The 22,841-nt window shown below is 55.0% G+C and carries 22 protein-coding genes and 1 pseudogene; 3 read left to right on the top strand and 20 right to left on the bottom strand.

Features of this window, described 5'->3' with window-relative positions:
• The first annotated feature begins 25 nt into the window (after positions 1-25).
• The 3 genes from HV157_RS23965 (at position 26) to HV157_RS23955 (ending at position 3,727) form a co-directional block, all read left to right on the top strand.
• Positions 26-1,333 carry a serine hydrolase gene (locus HV157_RS23965; protein ID WP_182269045.1) on the top strand — a complete coding sequence of 436 codons (1,308 nt, stop codon included), beginning with the start codon at positions 26-28 and terminating at the stop codon, positions 1,331-1,333.
• 295 nt (positions 1,334-1,628) lie between these two features.
• Complete coding sequence (locus HV157_RS23960; RefSeq protein WP_020883317.1) at positions 1,629-2,942, top strand: MFS transporter; 1,314 nt, start codon at positions 1,629-1,631, stop codon at positions 2,940-2,942.
• Positions 2,939-3,727, top strand: coding sequence for a substrate-binding domain-containing protein (locus tag HV157_RS23955; protein ID WP_126487915.1), 789 nt, complete (start codon positions 2,939-2,941; stop codon positions 3,725-3,727). The genes HV157_RS23960 and HV157_RS23955 overlap by 4 nt, the downstream gene beginning before the upstream one ends.
• On the opposite strand, the gene HV157_RS23950 is transcribed toward HV157_RS23955, so the two are convergent.
• The 20 genes and pseudogenes from HV157_RS23950 to flgB form a co-directional block, all read right to left on the bottom strand.
• Positions 3,702-4,601, bottom strand: coding sequence for a LysR family transcriptional regulator (locus tag HV157_RS23950; RefSeq protein ID WP_182269044.1), 900 nt, complete (start codon positions 4,599-4,601; stop codon positions 3,702-3,704). The genes HV157_RS23955 and HV157_RS23950 overlap by 26 nt on opposite strands.
• 134 nt (positions 4,602-4,735) lie before the next feature.
• On the bottom strand, positions 4,736-5,242 hold the full coding sequence (locus HV157_RS23945; RefSeq protein ID WP_025203785.1) for a chemotaxis protein CheW: 507 nt from the start codon (positions 5,240-5,242) through the stop codon (positions 4,736-4,738).
• Positions 5,239-7,173: a chemotaxis protein CheA gene (cheA, locus tag HV157_RS23940; protein WP_182269043.1), complete on the bottom strand. Its 1,935-nt coding sequence runs from the start codon at positions 7,171-7,173 to the stop codon at positions 5,239-5,241. The genes HV157_RS23945 and cheA overlap by 4 nt, the downstream gene beginning before the upstream one ends.
• The gene (motB, locus tag HV157_RS23935) at positions 7,160-8,065 is read right to left on the bottom strand and encodes a flagellar motor protein MotB (protein WP_025203783.1); all 906 of its coding nucleotides are present in this window, start codon (positions 8,063-8,065) and stop codon (positions 7,160-7,162) included. The genes cheA and motB overlap by 14 nt, the downstream gene beginning before the upstream one ends.
• Positions 8,062-8,958, bottom strand: coding sequence for a flagellar motor stator protein MotA (gene motA, locus HV157_RS23930; protein ID WP_025203782.1), 897 nt, complete (start codon positions 8,956-8,958; stop codon positions 8,062-8,064). The genes motB and motA overlap by 4 nt, the downstream gene beginning before the upstream one ends.
• Before the next feature lie 84 nt (positions 8,959-9,042).
• On the bottom strand, positions 9,043-9,618 hold the full coding sequence (gene flhC / locus HV157_RS23925) for a flagellar transcriptional regulator FlhC (RefSeq protein WP_025203781.1): 576 nt from the start codon (positions 9,616-9,618) through the stop codon (positions 9,043-9,045).
• A gap of 1 nt (position 9,619) precedes the next feature.
• Positions 9,620-9,970, bottom strand: a complete 351-nt coding sequence (gene flhD, locus HV157_RS23920; protein ID WP_025203780.1) for a flagellar transcriptional regulator FlhD — start codon at positions 9,968-9,970, stop codon at positions 9,620-9,622.
• A 359-nt stretch (positions 9,971-10,329) separates the two neighbouring features.
• Positions 10,330-11,055 (bottom strand): annotated as a pseudogene (gene fliA / locus HV157_RS23915) (RNA polymerase sigma factor FliA).
• A 158-nt stretch (positions 11,056-11,213) separates the two neighbouring features.
• Positions 11,214-12,842, bottom strand: a complete 1,629-nt coding sequence (locus HV157_RS23910; protein ID WP_182269042.1) for a methyl-accepting chemotaxis protein — start codon at positions 12,840-12,842, stop codon at positions 11,214-11,216.
• Positions 12,843-12,917: 75 nt separating this feature from the next.
• Complete coding sequence (flgL, locus tag HV157_RS23905) at positions 12,918-13,811, bottom strand: flagellar hook-associated protein FlgL (RefSeq protein ID WP_182269041.1); 894 nt, start codon at positions 13,809-13,811, stop codon at positions 12,918-12,920.
• A gap of 10 nt (positions 13,812-13,821) precedes the next feature.
• Positions 13,822-15,465, bottom strand: a complete 1,644-nt coding sequence (gene flgK, locus HV157_RS23900) for a flagellar hook-associated protein FlgK (RefSeq protein ID WP_182269040.1) — start codon at positions 15,463-15,465, stop codon at positions 13,822-13,824.
• 108 nt (positions 15,466-15,573) lie between these two features.
• On the bottom strand, positions 15,574-16,494 hold the full coding sequence (gene flgJ, locus HV157_RS23895; protein ID WP_182269039.1) for a flagellar assembly peptidoglycan hydrolase FlgJ: 921 nt from the start codon (positions 16,492-16,494) through the stop codon (positions 15,574-15,576).
• Positions 16,494-17,615 (bottom strand): flagellar basal body P-ring protein FlgI, encoded by a 1,122-nt coding sequence (locus HV157_RS23890; protein ID WP_025203774.1) that lies wholly within the window; start codon positions 17,613-17,615, stop codon positions 16,494-16,496. The genes flgJ and HV157_RS23890 overlap by 1 nt, the downstream gene beginning before the upstream one ends.
• A 7-nt stretch (positions 17,616-17,622) precedes the next feature.
• The gene (locus HV157_RS23885; protein ID WP_025203773.1) at positions 17,623-18,336 is read right to left on the bottom strand and encodes a flagellar basal body L-ring protein FlgH; all 714 of its coding nucleotides are present in this window, start codon (positions 18,334-18,336) and stop codon (positions 17,623-17,625) included.
• A gap of 49 nt (positions 18,337-18,385) precedes the next feature.
• Positions 18,386-19,168 carry a flagellar basal-body rod protein FlgG gene (flgG, locus tag HV157_RS23880; RefSeq protein WP_182269038.1) on the bottom strand — a complete coding sequence of 261 codons (783 nt, stop codon included), beginning with the start codon at positions 19,166-19,168 and terminating at the stop codon, positions 18,386-18,388.
• 21 nt (positions 19,169-19,189) lie between these two features.
• Complete coding sequence (locus tag HV157_RS23875) at positions 19,190-19,927, bottom strand: flagellar basal body rod protein FlgF (RefSeq protein WP_040017867.1); 738 nt, start codon at positions 19,925-19,927, stop codon at positions 19,190-19,192.
• 9 nt (positions 19,928-19,936) lie between these two features.
• Entirely contained in the window at positions 19,937-21,139 is a 1,203-nt protein-coding gene (gene flgE, locus HV157_RS23870; RefSeq protein ID WP_182269037.1) for a flagellar hook protein FlgE, read from the bottom strand.
• 23 nt (positions 21,140-21,162) lie between these two features.
• The gene (locus HV157_RS23865) at positions 21,163-21,870 is read right to left on the bottom strand and encodes a flagellar hook capping FlgD N-terminal domain-containing protein (protein WP_182269036.1); all 708 of its coding nucleotides are present in this window, start codon (positions 21,868-21,870) and stop codon (positions 21,163-21,165) included.
• A gap of 8 nt (positions 21,871-21,878) precedes the next feature.
• Complete coding sequence (flgC, locus tag HV157_RS23860; RefSeq protein ID WP_025203768.1) at positions 21,879-22,283, bottom strand: flagellar basal body rod protein FlgC; 405 nt, start codon at positions 22,281-22,283, stop codon at positions 21,879-21,881.
• 6 nt (positions 22,284-22,289) lie between these two features.
• Positions 22,290-22,724, bottom strand: a complete 435-nt coding sequence (gene flgB, locus HV157_RS23855) for a flagellar basal body rod protein FlgB (protein WP_040017877.1) — start codon at positions 22,722-22,724, stop codon at positions 22,290-22,292.
• Positions 22,725-22,841 lie beyond the last annotated feature (117 nt).

The following is a 22,841-nucleotide window of genomic DNA, read 5'->3' as shown; positions in this document are numbered from 1 at the left end:
GTTCCTAATCACAGCGAGAAAAATGATGAATTATCCTTCACTGAACCGCACGCTGCTGGCGGGCGTTGTAATTAGCCTGTGCAGCGGTCTGTTTGCGCCTGTCGCGCTGGCTGCCTGCGACGGTACTGACCTGAACACCTGCCCTGCTCCGTTCGACAAACAGCTTCCTGACACGCACAAGATGCTCACCTGGAGCCAGGCGGATCGCGTGGTCGGCTTTCGAAATGACTACCGCAACTACGCGGGAGATGTGTTCCATCACGGCAACGCCACGCCGCTGCTCAGCGCAGAGAAACCGCTCACTGACGCCCGCTATCAGGTCAACGGCAAGACCTATAACCTGCAGGACTACCTGAAACGTCAGAACGTGAGCGGCATGCTGGTACTGAAAGACGGCAAAATCGCGTGGAAATATCTCGGCGAAGGCAATACGGATACGACGCTCTGGACCTCCCGTTCGGTCGGGAAATCCGTGGTCTCAACGTTGGTTGGTGTGGCTCTCAAAGAGGGAAAAATTCGCTCACTCGACGACCTGGTCACGCAATACGAGCCAGACCTGAAAGGCACCGCCTGGGACGGTGTGACGTTAAAACAGCTGATCACCCACACCTCCGGCGTGGCATGGAACGAAGACTACACCAATCCCACCTCCGATTTCGCACAGCTCACCGAGTGTGAAGCGAAACCAGGTACCTATGACTGCGTGCGTAAACTGGTGTCCGGGCTGAAACGCGAACACCCGGCAGGCCAGCACTGGTCTTACTCCTCCGGTGGTGCCTGGCTGTTGGGTGACGTGCTTGAGCGTGCAACGGGCATGACCCTGGCCGCCTATCTTGAGAAGAGCATCTGGCAGCCGTACGGCATGGCGAGCGACGGTGTATGGCATGCCTACCGTAAAGGTCAGCATGATGTCGGCGCGCATGGCTTTAACGCCACGCTGGAAGACTGGGGACGCTTCGGGGAGTTTATCCTGCATAACGGCACACTACCGAACGGCAAACAGATCCTGCCTGACAACTGGGTGAAAGACGCCTCATGCTGGACGCAGGCTGATGGATCTGTCTCTGACGCACACCCGACCGGCTTGTACGGCTATCAGTGGTGGAACAACGAAGTGCCCGTCACGGCCACGAAGGTGGTGCCCGCGGCGAATGAGTCGCTGAAAGGCTCGCTCTGGGCGCTGGGGATCTTTGGGCAGATGATCATGGTAAACCAGGCGGAAAATCTGGTGATCGTTCAGTGGTCCACCTGGCCGCAGGCCGAACCGTCGTTTAGCGCACAGCCGCTGGAAGCCTCACTGATGTTCAGTGCGATTGCCAACGCGTTGCGGTAAGTCGCGGTAAGTGATAGTTAACAGCCAGGCATCGCCTGGCTTTTGTATTCTCTGCAAACAAGGGTGCCTCTGCGCGATGTCACAAAACGGCAATATCAGTGACTTACCCAAACTGGTGAATAAAAAATCAATTAATTGTTAAGTTGTTGTTACGGCAATCACTCCCGATCGACCACGCGCTATTGATGCGTTAAATGCATCAGTCCATGTATTAATTGCGCTTATAAATTTGGGGTTCTTGATCCAGTTTTCAGAAACAGACGAGCAAAACGTCAACAATAAACTGGAGATAACCATGTTTTCCTCAACCTCACCTGCAACCGTTCGCTCGAAAGCGGGCGCGATACTTCGCGTGACGTCCGGCAACTTTCTCGAGCAATTCGACTTCTTCCTCTTTGGCTTTTATGCGACCTACATCGCGCATACCTTTTTCCCGGCGAGCAGTGAATTTGCTTCCCTGATGATGACGTTTGCCGTCTTCGGCGCAGGATTTTTAATGCGCCCCATCGGGGCAATCGTACTGGGTGCCTATATCGACAAGGTTGGGCGCAGAAAAGGACTCATCGTGACCCTGTCGATTATGGCGGCGGGTACCTTCCTGATCGTGCTTATTCCGTCTTATCACAGCATAGGTCTGTGGGCACCGTTACTGGTTCTGACTGGCCGACTGTTGCAGGGGTTTTCTGCCGGAGCGGAGCTGGGTGGTGTATCGGTCTATCTGGCTGAAATTGCCACGCCCGGCCGCAAAGGTTTTTACACCAGCTGGCAGTCCGGCAGCCAGCAGGTCGCGATTATGGTTGCGGCAGCCATGGGGTTTGCGCTGAATGCGCTGATGGCAGAGAGCGCCATTCGTGAATGGGGCTGGCGTATCCCGTTCCTGGTCGGCTGTTTAATCGTACCGTTTATCTTTTTCCTGCGCCGCAAGCTGGAGGAGACAGAGGAATTCAACGCACGCCGCCATCATCTGGAGATGCATCAGGTCTTTAAAACCCTGCTCGGTAACTGGCAGGTGGTCATTGCCGGCATGCTGATGGTGGCAATGACCACCACGGCCTTTTATCTGATCACCGTTTACGCGCCGACTTTCGGGAAAAAAGTGCTGATGCTCAGCGCTTCGGACAGCCTGCTGGTTACGCTTCTGGTGGCAATTTCCAACTTTATCTGGCTGCCGATAGGCGGTGCGCTGTCGGACCGCTTTGGGCGTAAACCGGTGCTTATCGCCATGACGCTGCTGGCTCTGGCGACGAGCTACCCGGCACTGACGCTGCTGGCGCAGGCACCGAGCTTCTCAATGATGCTGAGCGTCCTGCTGTGGCTCTCTTTCCTCTATGGCCTGTACAACGGTGCGATGATCCCGGCGCTCACGGAGATCATGCCTTCTGAAGTTCGCGTGGCGGGGTTCTCTCTGGCCTACAGTCTGGCAACGGCGGTATTTGGGGGGTTCACGCCGGTAATGTCTACCGCGCTGATTGAATATACCGGGGATAAAGCCTCTCCCGGCTACTGGATGAGTTTCGCCGCGGTATGCGCCCTGCTGGCAACGCTCTACCTGTACCGTCGTCGTGCAGTGACGCTGCAAAATACCGTGAAATCAGAGGGGGCGGCATGAGACTGATTCCTCGACTGACCACCGGCGCGTTGATACTGACCGTCCTGAGCTTCAGTGCCTCAGCGAAAGAGGTGACGGTCATGATCTCAGGCGGTTTTAAAGCCGCCCTTGAAAAGCTGGCACCGGAATATGAACGCCAGACCGGAGATAACATTGTGCTCATTCCCGGCCCGTCTATGGGAACGACTCCGCAGGCAATTCCTAACCGGCTTGCGCGCGGGGAAAAAGCCGACGTGGTGATCATGGTGGGCGATGCGCTGGCAACACTTGAAAAGGACAACCTGACTCAGCCTGGCTCGCGCACGGAACTTGCGGACTCCCCTGTCGGTATGGTGGTAAAAAAAGGCGCTGACGTCCCGGATATCAGTAACGAGGCGAAACTTCGCCATACGCTGCTTCAGGCGGAGTCCATCGCCTACTCCGACAGCGCCAGCGGCAGATACGTCAGCCAGACGCTGTTCAAAACGCTGGGGATTGAAAAAGAGGTGATGGGTAAAGCAACGAAGGTTGAGCGCACCCCCGTCGCCGAAGAAGTGGCGAAAGGGAAATACGCGGTAGGTTTCCAGCAGGTCAGCGAACTGCTGCCGATTCCGGGGGTAACGTTTATTGGCAAACTCCCGGACAACCTGCAATACATCACCCGCTTTGCTGGCGCCGTGACCCGCCACGCCGACCATCCTGGCGAAGGGAAAGCGCTGCTGGATTACCTTTCCTCAACACAGTCCAGCGCCGTGATTCGCGACACGGGGATGAGCCCCGTCACGTCCCGCGGTACTGCTCAGTAATGTGTTTTTCCAGTTCAGCCGCAATGTAAGACTGGATACGCCCCCGGCGTCGAATCAGCCCCACAGTGCGTTTCACCTCCGGTGCCACGAGCGGGACAGACGTCAGTAGCGAGTGCTCTGACGTCGGCATCGACATGGCGGGCACGGCAGCAATGCCGATGCCCGCCTCTACCATACCGAGCATCGTGGTCACATGGCGCGTTTCGCAAACGCTGGGACGCGCAGGCACGATATCCCCCAGCATCCGGTCGAGCAGGTTACGGTTGCCTGACGTTTTGTCGAGGATGATATAGTCCTGCTGATAAAACGCCTGCCACATCAGGTGAGTCTTTTTTGCCAGCGGGTGATCGCGCCTGCACGCGGCGACATAGCTATCTTCTACAAGGGGGAAAAACTCGATTTCAGAGGGCAAACTCCCGGCGAAACAGATCCCGAAATCCGCCTGGCTACGGGCAACCGCGTCAATGACATTCCCCGCGCTACTGTCGATGAGCTTAATCCGGACACGCGGATAACGGGACTGAAAGCGACGAATAACATCCGGCATAAAGTAATAGGCCGCAGACGGTACCGTAGCGACGGTAATCAGCCCGGTCCGCTCTTCACTCACTTTATCAATATCAGCCAGCATGGACTCAACGTTATCGAGCAAATGCGCTGAACGTTCAGCAAAGTTCTGCCCGTACAGTGTCAGAGCCACGTGGCGGGTGGTCCGGTCAAACAGCTTCGCTCCCAGCGCCGCCTCCAGTTTTTCAATCCTGCGGCTCAGTGCTGACGGGGACAAACAGATAGATTCAGCAGCAACCCGAAAGTTGCCGTATTCCACTAACGCTCTGAAAGCATAAAGATCGTTAAGGTCAAAATTTACGGGCATAGTTTCGACATCTCTCCGTTCTGATGACGATCATCATGACGGGTTGACGCACATTTTAACAGGCCCTTAACGTTTCAACCTGACGTACAGCGGCAAAACGCCAGGTTGCTCTCTGGCGTTTTGCATCAGGAACCTCACCCGGCAAACGACTCAGTGACGGCGTCGACAAGTTCCATCTCTTCCCGGCTCAGGAGCATTTCGATATTGACGAGGATAATCATGCGGGTATCGAGTACGCCCAGCCCAAGCAGATAGCGTCCGGACAGCACCGAGGCCACGTCCGGCGTCGGTTTAATCTGCTCGACGCCCATCGACAGAACATCAACCACGCCGTCGACAACAATGCCCACCACCCTATCGTTGAGATTAAGCACAATCACGACCGTACTTTCATCCTGCGAGGGGTCGGGCAGATCAAACCGCACGCGCAAATCGACGATCGGGACAATCACGCCGCGCAGATTGGTTACACCGGTAATGAAGTTTGGCGCGTTTGGAATTCGCGTCAGGCGATCGCAGCCGCGGATCTCCTGCACTTTCAAAATATCGATGCCATATTCTTCGTCTCCCAGACGGAATACCAGGTACTCCTGAGCAATGGCATCGGTACTGGTCGGTTTTGTGGCGGTTGCTACGGTCATGCTTTTACCCCCTCCCTTCGGGGTTGTGGAACGTTGAGCGTTGAGAGTTCAACCACGTCAAGGATCAGCGCCACGCTGCCATCGCCAAGGATGGTTGCCGCTGAGACGCCCGGAACTTTGCGGTAGTTCTGTTCAAGATTTTTCACCACGACCTGCTGCTGACCAATAAGCTGGTCAACCCACAGCGCATAGCGGCAGCCCGCGCTTTGTACGATCACAACAATGCCGTCATCGGCGGGCACCTCTCCCGCCACGCTGAGCCGCTGGCGCAGCAGAACCAGTGGCAGATACTCACCGCGCACCTGCAACAACCGTTCCTCACCGACAAAGCGACACAGCATCTCTTCGTTCGGACGGAGCGACTCCATTACCGCACCCAGCGGCAGGACATAAATCTCGTCGCCCACTTTCACCAGCATGCCGTCGAGAATTGCCAGCGTCAGCGGCAGAATAATGCGAATGGTGGTGCCCGTACCCGGCGTGGAAAGCACATCGACGTGCCCGCCCATCGCCAGAATATTTCGTCGCACCACGTCCATGCCAACGCCGCGCCCGGAGACGTCCGTCACGCTTTCTGCCGTCGAGAAACCGGCGGCAAAAATCAGCATCCACACGTCTTCATCGCTCATTGAGTCGCTGAGCGTCATCCCCTGGGCACGTGCTTTGGCGAGAATTTTCTCGCGATTAAGTCCTGCGCCATCGTCGCTGACTTCAATCACGATGTTGCCACCATGGTGCTCAGCCGACAGCGTCAGATTCCCGACCTCAGATTTCCCTTTGGCCACGCGCATCTCTTTCTCTTCGATGCCATGGTCCAGGCTGTTACGTACCAGATGCGTGAGCGGGTCGATGATGCGTTCAATCAGGCTTTTATCCAGCTCGGCGGAGCCGCCCTTGAGCGTCAGTTCAACCTGTTTATTCAGGCGGGACCCGAGGTCATGCACCAGTCGCGGGAAGCGGCTAAAGACATAATCCATGGGCATCATACGGATTGACATCACCGACTCCTGCAGCTCGCGGGTATTGCGCTCCATCTGCGCAACACAGCCGGAAAGCAGATCGTAGCTGGCCGGGTCGAGCGTTCGCGATAGCTGCGAGAGCATGGCCTGTGTGATGATCAGTTCGCCGACCTGATTAATAATCTGATCGACCTTACTGACCGCCACACGAATGCTACCCGACTCCTGATTTGCCGCACGAGGCGCCGCGGTGATTTTTCTGGCCACTGCGGCGGGCGCAGGTTTTTCCGCAACAGGCGGCGATGCAATGGCTTGCGTCTGAGCGGCTGGTGTGACCTTAATCTGTTCAGCCTCCAGCACAAAGCAAAGCACGGCAGTGATGTCGTCGGCCGACGCACTGGTCATCAGCGTTACCGTCAGGCTGTCCGCGCTGGCCTCCGCGGCCACCAGCTCCCCTATATGGGTTAGCTCTTCACGTAACATCGCCTGCTCGTGGGCATCCACGTTACTGAGCGTTATCAGTAGCGCGACGTCTTCGTCTGCCCCGACCTGCGGGACGGGTTCCGGGGCTGGTGCAACGGGTGCTTTACTGTCCAGCGCGATCTCTCTTAAAGCCTCGCAAATATAGCGAAAGCTTGCTTCATCAGGCTCCTGCGAAGACTGATAGGCTTCCAGCTGCGCTTGCATAATGTCCTTACATTCCAGAAAAAGGTTAACGATCGTCCGGCTCAACGCGCGCTCACCGGCCCTCGCCTGATCGAGCAAGTTCTCGAGAAGGTGCGTTGTCTCCTGTAATGCGCTAAAACCGAAGGTGGCTGCGCCCCCTTTCAGTGAGTGCGCGGCGCGAAAAATGGCGTTCAGTTGCTCCTGGTCGGGAGAAGCAACATCGAGCTGTAAAAGCTCCTGTTCCATTTCGGCAAGCAGTTCTTCTGCTTCGGTAAAGAAGATCTGCGAGAAATCATTCATGTCCATCGGTATAACCCTGCACGTTTTGCAGATTCACGTCGCTCAGCACGCTTTCTGCACGCTGTGACTGCGTATCTTCCAGACGGATCGCCTGCTCTTTTGAACGACTGAGGATCAGGATGCTGATTCGGCGGTTCACCGCACTGTCAGGAGACGTATTTTCCAGCGGCATGCGGCTGGCGGTACCAATGACGCGCAGAAATCGCTCGTCATTCAACCCGGCGCGAACCAGCACGCGCCTGGCCGCGTTAGCACGTCCGGCGGAGAGTTCCCAGTTACTGTATCCTCCCTCACCGCCGGCATACGGCAGCGAGTCGGTATGTCCCGTCAGGCTGAGCGCATTGGGCAACTCCTGAAGCAGTGGCACCAGCGCCTGCAGGATCCCGTTCATATAGGATTCTGGCAGCTCGCTTCCCACGCGGAACATAGGGCGATCCTGCGAGTCCGTAATCTGAATCAACAGCCCGTCGTTGGTGAGGTTCAGCAGGATATTTGACTTAAAATTGTTAAGCCGCGGATCCGTTTCAATCATCCGCTGTAGCTTCTCTTTGGCCTGCTGAAGACTTTCAAAGCGCTTATGCTTATCGAGGGCATTGATCTGGCTTTTAAACACGTCCCCCTGCTGCTTGAGGATGTCATCCCCGCCGCCGGGGATGACGCTGTCGCTCAGGCTGGTTTTATTGCCATTGGACATGGAGGGCTTGATCGGCATACGGAAATAATCGGCAATCAGCTCTCTCTCCATGTCCGTGGACTGCGCCAGCAGCCACATCACCAGAAAGAAGGCCATCATGGCGGTCATAAAGTCCGCATAGGCAATCTTCCACGTCCCGCCGTGGTGCGCGTGTTTTTTCTTTTTGCGCTTACGTGAAATGATGACAGGCGTGACGTTTTTCATGCTGCGTTGTCCGCCGATTTGGTTTTCAGCGTGGCGTTGGATTTCACCTCACGAACGTGCTCCTCCAGCTCCTCAAACGACGGACGTTCACTGGTAAAAATGGTCTTACGGCCGAATTCCACAGCAATTTGTGGGGCATAGCCGTTCAGGCTGGAAAGTAACGTCACTTTAATACACTGTAAAATCTTGACCTGATCGGAGCTCTTCTGGCGCAGCAGCGTTGCCAGCGGTAACACAAAGCCATAGGCAATCAGAATGCCGAGGAAGGTACCCACCAGCGCATGGCCAATCAACATTCCCAGCTCTGCGGCAGGGCGATCGGCGGACCCCAGGGCGTTCACCACCCCCATCACCGCTGCGACAATCCCAAACGCCGGAAACGCGTCGCCCACGGTATTCAGGCTGTGCGCCGGAACTTCCAGCTCCTCTTCACAGGTTTCGATCTCTTCATCCATTAAGGCTTCGATTTCGTGTGAATTCATGCTGCCGCCAATCATCAGGCGGAAATAGTCGAGGATAAAGTTGCTGAGCATCGGGTCGCTCATCAGGCGCGGATAAGCATTAAAAATGTCGCTGTTCTGCGGATCTTCAATGTCCTTCTCAAGTGACATCAGCCCGTGAACACGGCTTTGCGACAGCAGCAGGAACATTAACGCCATCAGGTCCATATAGACCGCTTTGTTGTACCGTTTACCGACAAACAATTTCACCAGCGCTTTGCCGGTGGCTTTGAGTGATTTGACGTTGTTGCCGACGATAAAGGCACCGACCCCGGCACCGCCGATAATCAGCAGCTCCAGCGGCTGGAACAGCGACATAATATTGCCGCCGGAAAGGATAAAACCACCAAAAACGGTCAGTATGACAACAAGATAGCCAACAATAACTAACACACTCTCTCCTTTAACTTTATTCGACCGATGCCGGTCATCCCGGCATCAGGTAAACGCCATCCTGCGCATAGCCGCCGTTCAGGTTTACGCCGTCATGATTTCCGGGGCGGCAAAGGTTCCACGCAACCCGGAATGGCTCACCTGAGATTTTTTAAGCGCACGCGATGGCGGGCTGCACAAACTGCAGGTAAATGGATTTTTAATAAATTCCGTGGTAACGATAAAACCGCCGCCACACGTACTGCAGGCTTTGCGGGAAATAATGCCGCAGTCGATAAAACGTAATAATGTCCAGGCACGCGTCAGCCCCAGGACCGGCTTCTCATCCGCACAGGTGCTACATTGCTCAAGATAAAGACGATAGGTCTTCATCAGCATTTCAATTGAACGGCCCTGCTCGGTCTTTTTCAGATACAGATAAATGTTGTAGAACATGGATGAGTGGATATTCTGTTCCCAGGACATAAACCAGTCTTCCGAAAAGGGCAGCATGCCTTTCGGCGGCGGACAACCACGCAACTCTTTATATAATCGTAAAAGACGACGGCGGCTCAGCGACGTTTCAGATTCCAGTACCTGCATTCTTGCGCCGAGTGAAATTAACCCCATCGCGATGTTGATTTCATCAATTTCCTGCAGCAGACTTTTTTCACCACACATATTACGCCTCCTCCGCTGCAGCCGCAGTTTCTTCGCTAAGCCCATTCAGAAGATTGGTCGACAAAATAATGCCCGTGTGAATCTGTTGTAGCGCTTCAATACGAGAATCTTTGGTGAGATTTTCAATGACAACTTCATCGTCCACGCGCAGACGACAAATAAGCTGATTCGTTGTTGCCAGTTTCATTAACTGCGGCAACGAAAGCTCTTTAAGATTGTCAATGGTTCCCTCGGACAGTCCGAGGCGAAAACCGGCCGCAAATTTATCCTGGCGAATAAGCTGCTGTGCCAGCAGCAAATAGGACAGGTTGATGTCATGGATATTCTGCAGATACTCGTCGAAATTGGACACAGGTGAAAACTCCCAATGTTATCCAGCCAATAAATGGCATGTCAGTTTAGAGATATAAAACTACCGAACTGATGCAGAGAGTCTTTTGGTATTGATATTCACTGAAGTAAATCTGTGTTCTTCAGAAAATGCGTTATTACCTTGTCAATGCCAAAGGAGGCTGCATCACAAAACTGGCAAAATCATAAACATTAAGTATTTTTCGAACAAGCGACAGAAATCGCCACAAATCATCGAATTGATGTTAACTACATGATTAACATAAGATTAATACCTTTGTTAAACGTTATTAAACCTGATAATCACTGCACATCCCGCTGGCTTTAACATATTAAAACTGTGAATACTCAAATACACCTTTATCTTGAAGACGATTCCATCCGGCTTCTCAATCTTTTGAGTGCCAGACTGTGCAACTGGCTCACACGCGTTTCCGTGATGCCGAACACCAGCCCAATCTCTTTCATGTTCATATCCTGAAGATAATAAAGCTGAAGTAAGACTTACTCTCGTTCAGGTATGTACTGCAAATGTTCTGTAATTTGCTCAATTAAATTCTGCCTGACAGCATGATGGACAGGATTAAGCGACTCGTTTTCATCGTCGCAGGACTCCCAGCTGTCGGCAAAATTCTCCTGTAACTCATCGACAGAATACATTTGGCTGTTGTTATTATCCGCCAGCATTTGCTGAAACTCTTTTAGCGACACGCCCATACGCCCGGCAATATCCGCTTCGGTGGCCTCCCCCCCTTTTTCCTGCTCGATTTGTTGAATAATACTGACAATTTCTCGCGTATGCGTTCTTACCCGTCTCGGGACCCAGTCACTTTCTCTCAACTCATCTAACAATGCCCATTTTACGCGTTGTGTTATCCACGCGCTGAGCGCTATTCCTTTTTTCGGATCGAAGGTTTCTACCGCGTTTAAAAAACCCATCGAACCTGCCTGAATCAAATCATCCAGCTCCACGCTGGCAGGAAGCCGCTTATGTAGACGCAATGCTTCCTGCCGCACAAGATAATGATATTTTGACCAGACGACTGTTTTGTCTTCCAACCCTTCGGCTGTATATATACCATCCACGATTGCATTCCACCCGCTATTCTCTCAGAGAATTATCCGGTGAAATTAATCATTCAAATAGTGCAATAAGCCTTTATAAAAATGCGCATTCCGCTACTTCATTTAATATCACGCCCAGACAATGAATAAGGCGTTAATACTGGCGGTATTTCACCTCTTTAAAAGGTTTCCCACTGCGCAAGAGCAGAATCATCTTTTTGACGCTGTGGTCTACTGGATGCAGGCAATACTTTTGCAGTTGCACTGCTTTCATTCAGCCTGAATTGTGAGACCAGTTTTTCCAGGGAATCAGATTGTGCTTCAAGATCACCGGCGGCGAGGGCCGCCTCTTCAACCATCGCGGCATTTTGCTGCGTCACCAGATCCATTTCATTTACCGCTTGCGAAATCTGATTAATCCCCGCGCTCTGTTCATCAGATGCCGAGGTGATCTCGCCCATAATTTGGGTCACCTGCGCCACCGATGTCACAATTTCCTGCATCACGTTACTGGCCTGCCCGACCTGGCGTGAACCGGTATCAATATTATTGACGCTGGTATTGATGAGCTGATTAATCTCTTTGGCAGCGTCCGCGCTGCGTTTAGCCAGATTACGCACCTCTTCTGCAACCACGGCAAAACCACGCCCCTGTTCACCGGCGCGTGCTGCTTCTACCGCCGCGTTCAGGGCAAGAATATTGGTCTGGTTCGCAATGCTGTCGATCACGCCGTTAATGTCGGCAATCTGTCGGGAACTGGTGGTGATCTGCGCCATGATTTGCTCAAGACTGTGCATGACTTCGCCGCCGTTATGGGCATTGGTACTGGCGCTTTCCGCCAGCTCACGGGCCGCATGCGCGTTATCGGCATTCTGACGCACGGTAGTTTTGATCTGCTCCATGCTGGCCGCTGTCTCCTGCAGCGCGGCCGCCTGCTCTTCCGTACGGGAAGAGAGATCGTTATTACCGTGGGCAATTTCCTGGGCGTTACTGTGAATGCGCTGCACGCTTTCACGAATGCCCAGAATGGTGCTGGTCAGGGAAGTGCGCATCGTTTCCAGTTCGGACAACATGCTGCCAATTTCATTCTGGCTTCCGCTTTCGATCGCCTGACTCAGATCGCCCGCTGCCACGCGACGCAGCGTCTCCACCGTGGTTTCCATACGACGGACCAGGGTATTGCGCAGCCAGAAGCGAACGGCAAACAGCATTCCCACACCGAGCAGAATCACGACCAGCCCAACGCCGAGCATAATCTTGTAGCCACGCTCTGATTCATGAATATAGCTTTCATTCAGGCGGGCACTGGCATCCGTATACTGCTCAACCTTATTACGCAGCTCCGTGCGCAGGTTCATGTCGTGCTCCAGTGAGCCGGTATAGCCTGTCGGATTGTTCAGGTAGCCAAGCTTCGCTTCTGCCGCTTTGTAGACTTCGTTAAACGCCGCATTCACTTCCGCCGCAAGACGACTCTCCTCCGGCGTATTGAACGGCGATGCCATAAAGTCATCCATATTCCGGCGGGCAAATTTCACGACGTTTTGCGTGTGTGTCGTCACGTTCTGCGAGACCGGATTACCCATCGCAGCCTGGAGCATTAAGCCGTTGGTGTTGGCCATTACGGCGCTGATGTTATAGGCCGCATCACGCATCTGATCGTTATTTTCAGAGGCGACAACAATACGTTTAAAATTATTGTTATTTTTGACGGCGTCATAAACTGAATAGACGGTAATACCAAACAGCAAGGCAGCAAACAGCCCAATAATAAGGCTGACCGCGGTATAGATTTTAAGTTTCGTTAACATAGATTTTCACCTGCCGCGCACGAGTTCATCGTACGCGGCGACGCCTGAAGAAAAGTGAATTAAACAGTTATGTACTCACATATTAAACAGATTCATCTTCTGCATATTTTTGTAGACGTACATAGAGGCATTAAAGGCGAGCTCGGACATCTGTGACTCTGACACCAGCGTCACCAGCATGCTGGTATCGGCGCCGATGGCATCCTGCACTTTGACAATGGTGTCGTTAATCAACACGTCTCCGGTGAGATCCAGCGCGTCAAGTTGCTGCAGGTTCGTCCCCAGTTCGGCCTGGGCTTTGCCAAGGCGGTCAATACCCGCATCGATGGCGTTGCTGGCGGCGCTAAGTGCCGCATCCAGCATGGCGTCATTAATCGGCTCCATCGTTAATGCGGCGACGGCATCGTTCAATACCCTAAAAATATCATCAAATATCTCATCGCCGAGATGGCCCGTTTGCATTTCCGTTCCATCGGCCACGGTCTGTGTACGCGCTTCATTACCGCCACGATAATTACCGACTTCATCAAAAGCAGGCGTATCGGTTTTAAATCCGGAGAAAATATAGCGGCCGCTACTGTCACGACTGTTTGCTAAATCCAGCAGATTTTCGCGGATCCCTTTTATCTCTTCACCCAGTGCCCGACGATCTTCACCAGAATAGGTATCGCTTTTTGCCGCAATGATTTTTTCTTTCAGGGTGGTTGTCATAAGATTACCGACACCGTTCAGAATATTGTCCTGAAACTCCAGTGCGCTGCGCGCGCGGGAGCGCACGCTGCTGTACATCTCAAGCTTCGCCAGCGCGTCCTGATGTTTTACCGCATCGGTTGCGGCGGTCGGGTCGTCTGAGGCTTTGAGTAGCGTTTTACCTGCTGACATCCGCAGATAAGCATCGTTACTCTGACTCATGCGCTTTGTCATCGACTCCGAACTTTGCTTGTACATATAAAGCGTACTTAATCGCATCATCTTTTCCTTATCGGATGGCCAGCAGGGCATCAAACATGGCGGTCGCCGTTTTCAGCAGCTGCGCGTTGCCGTTGTAGTACTGACGGAACATGTCCAGGTTGATATATTCCTCATCCATGTTGACCCCGGAGAGTGCCTGTTTGGTGTCAAATTTGGTGCGTAAATCACTTTCGGCGCTGCTGGCATAGGATTTCACCTCGCGGGCGCTTTCACCGATCTTGCCCGCCAGGCTCGCATAGGCCGCACTCAGCGTGTCGTTGCCGATCAGCGCCTCATCCTGGATTTTCAGCATTTCCTGGAGGTTTTTGTTATTTCCCGGCCCGTCCGTCGCGTTGTCAGATGCCGCAAACTCCTGACCATTGGTTATCTTACGGCTGATGCCTTCGGCGGCCCCGGCCATAGGATTAAGAGTGAATTTATCCCCCGCTTCGGCAGTTGAAGGGGTGGGAAGGGTAATTTCGATGCCCTCAAACTTTAGCACCCCTAATGGCGCGGCGGGATCGAGAGGGATGATACGACCATCGGCTCCTTTCACGACCCAGTCTGTACCATCGAAACTGATGTCATAATTTTCCGACTTCACCTCTTTGAAATCAGTGACCCTGATATTATCCAGCGCATCGGTACCCCTGTTTTTGGCGTTCGCAATGGCTTTGATATCCGGCAGAGAGAAGAGATCGCCACCCGCCTCACCTTCTGGGGTGAATCCTGCGCGGTTCTGCTCGTTCATCCGGTGCGCCATCATAAAGGCGATCTGATCCAGATCCTGACGCGCGACGGTAAGATCCTCATTGCGGAATTTGAACAGCCCGCCCAGACGCCCTTTGGTAATGGCGTTTTCATCCAGCGGCGATGCTTTGCCGTTAGCATCCACGTAGGAGACAATGGTCTTGTTGGGATCGGCATCCGACGGCGAGGTTTGCAGTTTATACGCGGTGCCGCCAGAGACCAGCGGACGCCCATCAGCCAGCGTGACGCTCACGCGGCCAGAAACATGATCCTCGGTGACGGTAATCCCCAGATGCTCGCTCAGCCCTTCCAGCAGCATGTCACGCTGGTCAAGCAGATCGGCAGGCGGCGTGCCATTTCCCTGTACGCGCTCCAGCTGTTTGTTGATCTCTGCCAGCTGTTCGGTGAAGCTGTTAATCTCCTTGGCGCTGCGCTCAATCTGGGTATTGGTGCTTTTTTCAAGTCCGGACAGGCGCTTGGCGCTGGCGTTATAGCGGTTCGCCAGCACGTCGAGGGAAGTAAATACCGCCGCACGCGCCGGGCCATCCGCCGGATCGCCGCTCAGCGTCGCCATATCCTTAAACAGCTTGCCCAGTGAAACAGAGACGTTATCCGACTCGTCCGCCAGCATGTTGTCGATATCCGCCAGCTGCTCCATCCGTCCGGTCAGGGAGGCGTAGCCGGACAGCGAATCCCGCAGTTGATTGTTGGCGAACGCATCATAGGCACGCTCGACACCGCTGGCACGGGCGCCATAGCCATAAAAGCCCTGCGCGGTCGACATGCCGCCGAGCTCACCGATAATCAGGTTGCGACGACTGTAGTTGGTAGACATACCGTTGGTCAGGTTATCGCCGGTCACCCGGATCGCAGCCTGCGCCACGCTGATGCCGTTTCTGGCTAAATTAAATAGGTTATTCATACGTTCTGGATATTCCCTGATTGCGGGCCCGGCATTCGCATCCGGGCCAGAAAGTTCATGGCTCTGTTTATTTCATCGGTGATTCAAAAAATCTCTAAAACATCTTTTTCAGAAAATTTTGTCGATATCGTTTTTATAGGCATTTACGCCCTGCTGAATATCGCCTTTCACCTTCTGAATAATGGTGATGAGCTTTTTGGCGTAGGCCGGGTCTGTCGCATAGCCCCCCGCCTGCAGCGCTTTCGCTCCTTGCTCCGGTGAAGCAGACTGCGCCACACCGCGATAGCGAGGATTTTTGGTCAACAGTGCCGCGTAGTCTTTCAGCGCATGCTCATAGGAGTCATAGACGCGGAATGCCGCCTTCACCTTCTGCTTCACGCCGTTGATGTATTCCGTAGTGGTAATCTCGGTAGTTTTTCCGCGCCAGTCGCCGGTGGCCTTTATGCCGAAAAGGTTATGGCTCGGGGAGCCGTCGGCGGCCGGAATTTCACGTTTCCCCCAGCCGGACTCCAGCGCCGCCTGGGCCAGAATCAGATGCGGGTGTAACCCGCTCTGGGCTGCCGCCTCCTGTGCCGGGCGCAACAGACGCGAGATAAACGGATGCGCGCCTTCGACTGGTTTTGCGAACGATACCGGGGCAGGCAAGCGCAGCGGCCCGGTAGCCGGAACAGAAGAAAGTCCGGGACGTGAAAAATCGCGTCCCGGCGTGCTTACGACAGGCGCATCGCTCTCGCCACCCAGTTGACGGACGATAAGATCGGCAAAGCCGAGCTGACCACTCCCGGCAATATTCTGCGCGACCTGCTGGTCGTGCATGGCGGTGTACATCTCTGACGACTGACTGCTCAGCAAATCGTCCTTAAAGGTGGCGTCGCGCATGCTTTTCATCATCATCTGCACGAAGATCCCCTCCATCTGCTTCGCCGCTGCCTTCAGTGCGCCGGGCGATTGCCGCCCGGCCTCCCGTTTCAGGTTGTCCAGCGAACGGACGTCAAAGGCGGGCTGGTCGAACTTATCGAAGGCGTTCATCAGTTCACCTCCAGCTTCGCTCGCAGGCAGCCGGCGTTTTTCATCGCCTGCAGAACCGACATCAGCTCGTTTGGCGTGGCACCCAGGCTGTTCAGGGCGCGAATCACCGCGTTCAGATCGGTGCTGCTGCGCACGTGCTGCAGCGAACCGCCGCTGTCGCGCACGGAGATGTCCGTCTGCGGCACCACCACCGTTTCACCGCCACCAAACGGTGTATCCGGCTGGCTGATAATGTTGTTCTGCATCACTTCTACCGTCAGCGAGCCGTGCGCGACCGCGCAGGAGTCCAGCGACACGTGGCGGTTCATTACCACCGATCCGGTTCGGGAATTCACGATGACTTTCGCATCCTGCACGTTCACCCGCAGGGGAATGTCCTGGATGTTCGCCAGAAAACGCACGCGCGAGGGGCCATCCGGCGGTGCAAAGAGGCGCACGGTACGCGCATCTTCCGGGATAGCCGCCCCGCCGCTGTAGCGCTGATTAATGGCGTCGCTGATCTGCTGCGCCAGCGAGAAATCGCTCTCGTTAAGCTGCAACCGGACAATGCTCTGGGTGGCAAAATCGTTCGGCACCTCGCGCTCGACGGTCGCCCCGCCGCTGATTCGCCCGCCGTTGAGCTGGTTGACCTGCACGCGGCTGCCGCCCGCCTGCGCGCCTGCGCCGGAAATCAGGATGTTGCCCTGGGCAATGGCGTAGATCTGGTTATCCGCGCCTTTCAGCGGGGTCATCAGCAGCGTGCCGCCGCGCAGGCTTTTGGCATTACCGACCGAGGAAACCACGATATCCAGCTTGTCGCCGGGACGGGCAAATGGCGGCAGCTCGGCGGTGACCATCACCGCCGCGATATTTTTTAGCTGCATGTTGGTGCCCGCCGGCACGGTGATCCCCAGCTGCGAGAGCATATTGTTGAGGCTTTGCCCGGTAAACGGTGCCTGCATGGTCTGGTCGCCCGTGCCGTCCAGACCCACGATCAGGCCATAGCCCATCAGGGAGTTGGAGCGAACGCCCTGCACCGTCGCCAGATCGCGAATGCGCTCCGCGCTGGCGGTTTTGGGCACGACCAGCATCATGCCGTAGAGCAGGATGCTGAGGAAAAACAGGATAGATTCTTTTTTCATGGTCTTATCAGAATGGAGAAAGGTTCAGGAACAGGCGCTGCAGCCAGCCCATGTTCTGCGCTTCGTTGATGTAGCCGTTGCCGACATACTCGATCCGCGCGTCCGCCACCTGGGTGGAGGGCACGGTATTCCCGCCACTGATAAACCGCGGATTCACCACGCCGGAAAAACGGATAAATTCCGTGCCCTGGTTAATGGCGATCTGCTTTTCGCCCACCACGCGCAGGTTACCGTTAGGCAGAAGCTCGTTTACGGTCACGGTGATCGTCCCGGTAAAGGTGTTTCGCGCCGCGGCGCCGCCCTTGCCGGAAAAATCATTTTTGCCTTCGGCTTCGAAATCCGCTTTGCCATCACCCAGCCAGCTGTTGAGCTTAGTGGGTACCGCGATAAGCCCCATCCCGGCCGATCCATTACGGTTGGCACTGGCGGAGGAACTTTTGCTGGCGCTCACGTTCTCCTGCAGCAGGATCGTCAGCGTATCGCCTACGTTACGCGGGCGGCGGTCTTCGAACATCGGCTGATAGCCGTAGTTCATGCCCTGCCCCGCCTGAAACAGCGAGCCGCCGGTCGCTGCCGGTGCCATCGGTAATGGTGTTGCCGTCGTCGGACCTTCAACGAGCTTGTTTTGCATAATGTGCGCGCAGCCGCTCAACAGCAGCACGCTCGCCGCCAGTGCGCAACGACGCGCGACGACAGGGGTATTCATTAAGAGTGTTTTCATTTCAGTGTCGATAAAATATCTGGCCGCTCGCGCGGCCAGAAAGAGGACATTACAGCTGGGAAAGACGCTGCAGCATCTGGTCCGATGCTGAAACCGCTTTGCTGTTGATTTCGTAGGCGCGCTGCACCTGAATCATCGTCACCAGCTCTTCCGCCACGTTGACGTTGGAGGTTTCCACATAGCTCTGCTTCAGCGTGCCCGCGCTTTCCATGCCTGGGTTCAGTTCATTCGGCGCGCCGGAAGACTGGGTCTCTTTGTAGAGATTGCCGCCGATGCTTTCGAGCCCCGCGTTGTTGACGAAGGTGGTCAGCGTCAGCTGGCCGATCTGCTGCTCTTCAGCCTGACCGGGCACTTTCACGCTGACGATACCGTCGCTGCCAATCGTTAGCTTTTGCGCATCCTGAGGAATAACGATGCCCGGCTGGATCGGATAACCTTCTGCATTCGTTAACTGCCCGTCAGGGTTTTTGCCAAAATGCCCATCGCGGGTGTAGGCGGTGCTGCCGTCTGGCATCTGCACCTGGAAGAAACCTTCCCCTTCGATAGCCACGTCATACTCGTCACCGGTAGAGTTCATTCCACCCTGAGTGTGTACCCGCTGGGTGGAAACAGGACGCACGCCGGTACCCAGTTGCAGACCACTCGGCAGGGTGTTCTGCTCGGTGGACTGGGCGCCTGGCTGGCGCATGTTCTGATAGAGCAGATCCTGGAACACGGCGCGCTGGCGCTTAAAGCCGTTGGTATTGACGTTCGCCAGGTTGTTGGAAATAACGTCCATATTGAGCTGCTGTGCTTCCAGCCCGGTTTTAGCGATCCATAAAGAACGAATCATGTTGTGACTCCTTGCGCGAACTTAGCTCACGCTTAATAGCTGGTTAGCCTTCTGGGCATTTTCGTCGGCGGTGCGAATGACCTTCATGTTCATGTCAAAGCCACGAGAGTTGGCGATCATCTGGGTCATCGCGTGCACCGGACTGACGTTGCTGCCTTCGATGGCTTCCGGCGTCAGGCGCAGGGTTTCATCCTGTGCCAGCACATCGCCCGCGGCTGACCGAAACAGACCGTCGTCGCCGTGCTGCAGGGCATTGATTTCCGCGTTGACCAGCTTAATGCGCCCGACAGGGACCAGAGCCGTGGGGTCATCGCCCATACCGAGCGCGGAGACGGTGCCGTCCGTGCCGATAGTGATATGTGACTGCGGCGGCACTTCCAGCGGGCCGCCATCACCCATCAGCGGACGGCCGTTGACGCTGAGCGCTCCGTCTTGATCCACCTCGATTGCGCCGTTGCGGGTATAACCTTCGCTGCCGTCATCCAGCGCTACCGCCAGCCAGCCGTTTTGCGGCAGTGCCACGTCCAGGCTGCGCCCGGTGTGGGTGATGGGCCCCATGGTGGTGTCGTGAAAGGGGGTGGATTCCGCCACCAGCGCGCGCGTACGCAGGGTTTCGCCTTCAATGGGTACCGAGCGAAACGCGGCAAGCTGAGAGCGGAAACCGGCGGTAGAACTGTTCGCCAGATTATTTGAGGTGACCGCCTGGCGGTTGAGCGCCGCGTTGGCGGCACTCATGGCGGTATAGATAGCGCGATCCATCACTCAGCCTTAACGCAGGTTAACCAGCGTCTGCAGGATCTCAGACTGGGTTTTGATGGTTTGCGAGTTGGACTGGTAGTTACGCTGGTAGACGATCATGTTGACCATCTCGTCGCCCAGGTTCACGTTGGAGGACTCCAGCATACCGCCATCGATATCTCCGAAGCTGCCGGTGCCCGATGTTCCCAGAAACGGCTGGCCGGACTGCACGGTTTCCGCCCACAGGTTGTTGCCCTGCTGTTCCAGACCGCCCGAATTGGCAAAGTCTGCCAGCACCACCTGCGCGACGGTCTGACGCTTGCCGTTACCGTAGATGGCAATCACTTCGCCCGTGTCACTGACCTGATAGGTATTAAATTTACCGGGAGCCTGACCGTCAATTTCGTCGAGCATGACTTGGGTATCGCTGGCGTTTTGGGTAATATTCAGATCAATATTCACATTCAGCGCTGCTGAGCCGTTGTAAGCGGACCCTTTGACGTTCAATGTCACCGGCGCGGTAAGTTTGCCATCGGTCCCAAAGGTAAGCGTCTGCACACTCCACGCATCCGTACCCGTGCCCGGCGCGGTGGAATCCTGGGCGTGTGCCTGCCACTTCCCTTCCGCGGTATGCACGTAGTACACCTTAATTGCATGCTTATTACCCAGGCTGTCGGTGGCGGTGACTTCACTGACATAGTTGTAGGTGTCTGGATTGTCAGGATTAAAGACCGATGTCGCGGGGATAATTTTATCATCAGACTTCAGGTTGCCGGTCACGGAGCCTGCGGTTGACGCCGCTGGCGGCATGTCGTCCTTTGGAATGCGGATCGGCCCCACCTGCGCGCCCGGGTTAATCACCCCGTCCGTCGCCTGGTAGCCGGTTAAAAACATCCCGTTGGTTTTGTTGACGATAAAGCCGTTCTGGTCTTGCTCAAACTGACCGTTACGGCCATAGAACACGCTGCCCGCCTGATCGACCATGCGGAAAAAGCCGCGACCGGAAATCCCCATATCCAGCGGGGAGGCGCCGTTCATTAGCCCGCCGTCGCCCATATTCTGATTGACGCCCGCAACCTGCACCCCCATCCCGGTCGAACCGGCAAAGATATCGGCGAAGGAGACGGAGCCTGCTTTAAACCCTACGGTCTGGGAGTTGGCAATATTGTTACCCACTACATCCAGCGCTTTTGCCGCGGCACTCAGACCGCTAAGACCTTGTGAAAAACCCATAATTAATTTCCAGAAAGTAATGACTATTTTTGAATGACAACAACCTGGCCCATGCCGATCGGATCGTTGTTCACCAGATGCAGAATCGGCCCGTTCGGATCCATCGTGACGCCCTGCACCTGGTCCGGTACCAGACCAACCACTTCCGGTTTTTCCCCCTCAGGGTTGCTGGCTTCAAAGGAGAGGGTGTATTCCCTGTCATGCGGCGGCCCCGGCTCCGGCTTGAAGTTTTCCAGGTCGTCGAGGTTGTAGGTATTAATCCCCTTCTTCACATTTTTCAGCTCTGCGGTATACGCCTTGCCGCCGTCGTGCAGGGTGACGGTCACCGTTTCGGCATCACCCGCTAATACGAAGTGGAAGTCGTCCGAGCCGCCAGGACGATCCGCACCGACCTGGTGAATACCATTACTCTCTGGCTCGCCGAAGGAGACCTTCGCCTCCCCTTCAATCAGCACGCTGCGGCCTACCCAGGAGGAAGCGCTCATGCTGCCGAGCTGAACCATCATCGCCTGCACACCCGCCACGGAGTTGTTGAGTTTCTCCACGCCCGCAGTCATGTTGAACTGCGCCAGCTGCGAGGTGAGCTGGTTGTTATCCATCGGGTTAGTGGGATCCTGGTTTTTCATCTGCTCCACCAGCAATCTCATAAACTGATTCGACAGATCCGCCGCACTGTTGCCGGTGCCACTTTCACCTGGGCCACTGTTGTTGTTAACCGAAGAGACCGCCATATGCGTCCTTATTGACCAAGAGTTAATGTTTTCAGCAGCAGACTTTTGGCGGAATTCATCACTTCCACGTTGGCCTGGTAGCTGCGGGAGGCGGAAATGGTGTTCACCATCTCGTTCATCACGTTGACGTTTGGCATCCGCACGTAGCCCTGTTCGTCGGCCAGCGGATTGCCCGGCTCGTACACAAGGCGATCCGGTGCGCTGCTTTCCACCACATCACTCACCTGAACGCCGCCGATCTCCTGCCCGACAGAGTTGTCGACACGGAAAACCACCTGACGGGCGCGATACGGCTGGCCGTCTGGCCCCGCCACGCTGTCAGCGTTCGCCATGTTACTGGCGCTGACGTTGAGGCGTCGGGACTGGGCAGCCATTGCCGATCCCGAAATATCAAATACGCTAAAAAGCGACATCGTTTATTACCCCTGACTTAACACTGTCATCATTTTCTTAATATCCGCGCCCAGGAAGGTCAGGCTCGACTGGTATTTCATGGCGTTATCCGCAAAATTCACGCGCTCACGATCCATATCCACGGTATTACCGTCGGCGCTCGGCTGATCCGGCACGCGATAAAGCAGTTGACTGTCATCAAAAGGCTTTGCTTTCGCTTCAATATGCCGCTGAGACGTCAACGAAAGTGAGACCGGTGATTTGGCCATCGAATTATTTTCCATGGCCTGTTTTAACTGCCCGGTAAAATCGATATCTCGCGCCTGATAGCCTGGCGTATCCGCATTTGCAATATTCGACGCCAGAATATCCTGACGGCGCGACAGCAAACCTAATGCCTGCTGCTGAAAGCGAAAGGCGTCATCGAGTTTATTCATAACGATAGAGTTCCTGCTTCGCATTATTTAAACTGCGTTAGTGTAGTCACCGTGGGTGAAATATCACACTGCAAAGACCCGACACAAATAGGCGCATTTAGGGAAATAGAACGAGCCAGAGAAAAGTTAAAACAATGATTA

Source organism: Enterobacter sp. RHBSTW-00318 (assembly GCF_014101375.1).
GTDB lineage: Bacteria > Pseudomonadota > Gammaproteobacteria > Enterobacterales > Enterobacteriaceae > Enterobacter > Enterobacter ludwigii.
The sequence above is the reverse complement of the archived record's forward strand: the minus strand, read 5'-3'. Positions and strand labels throughout refer to the sequence as shown.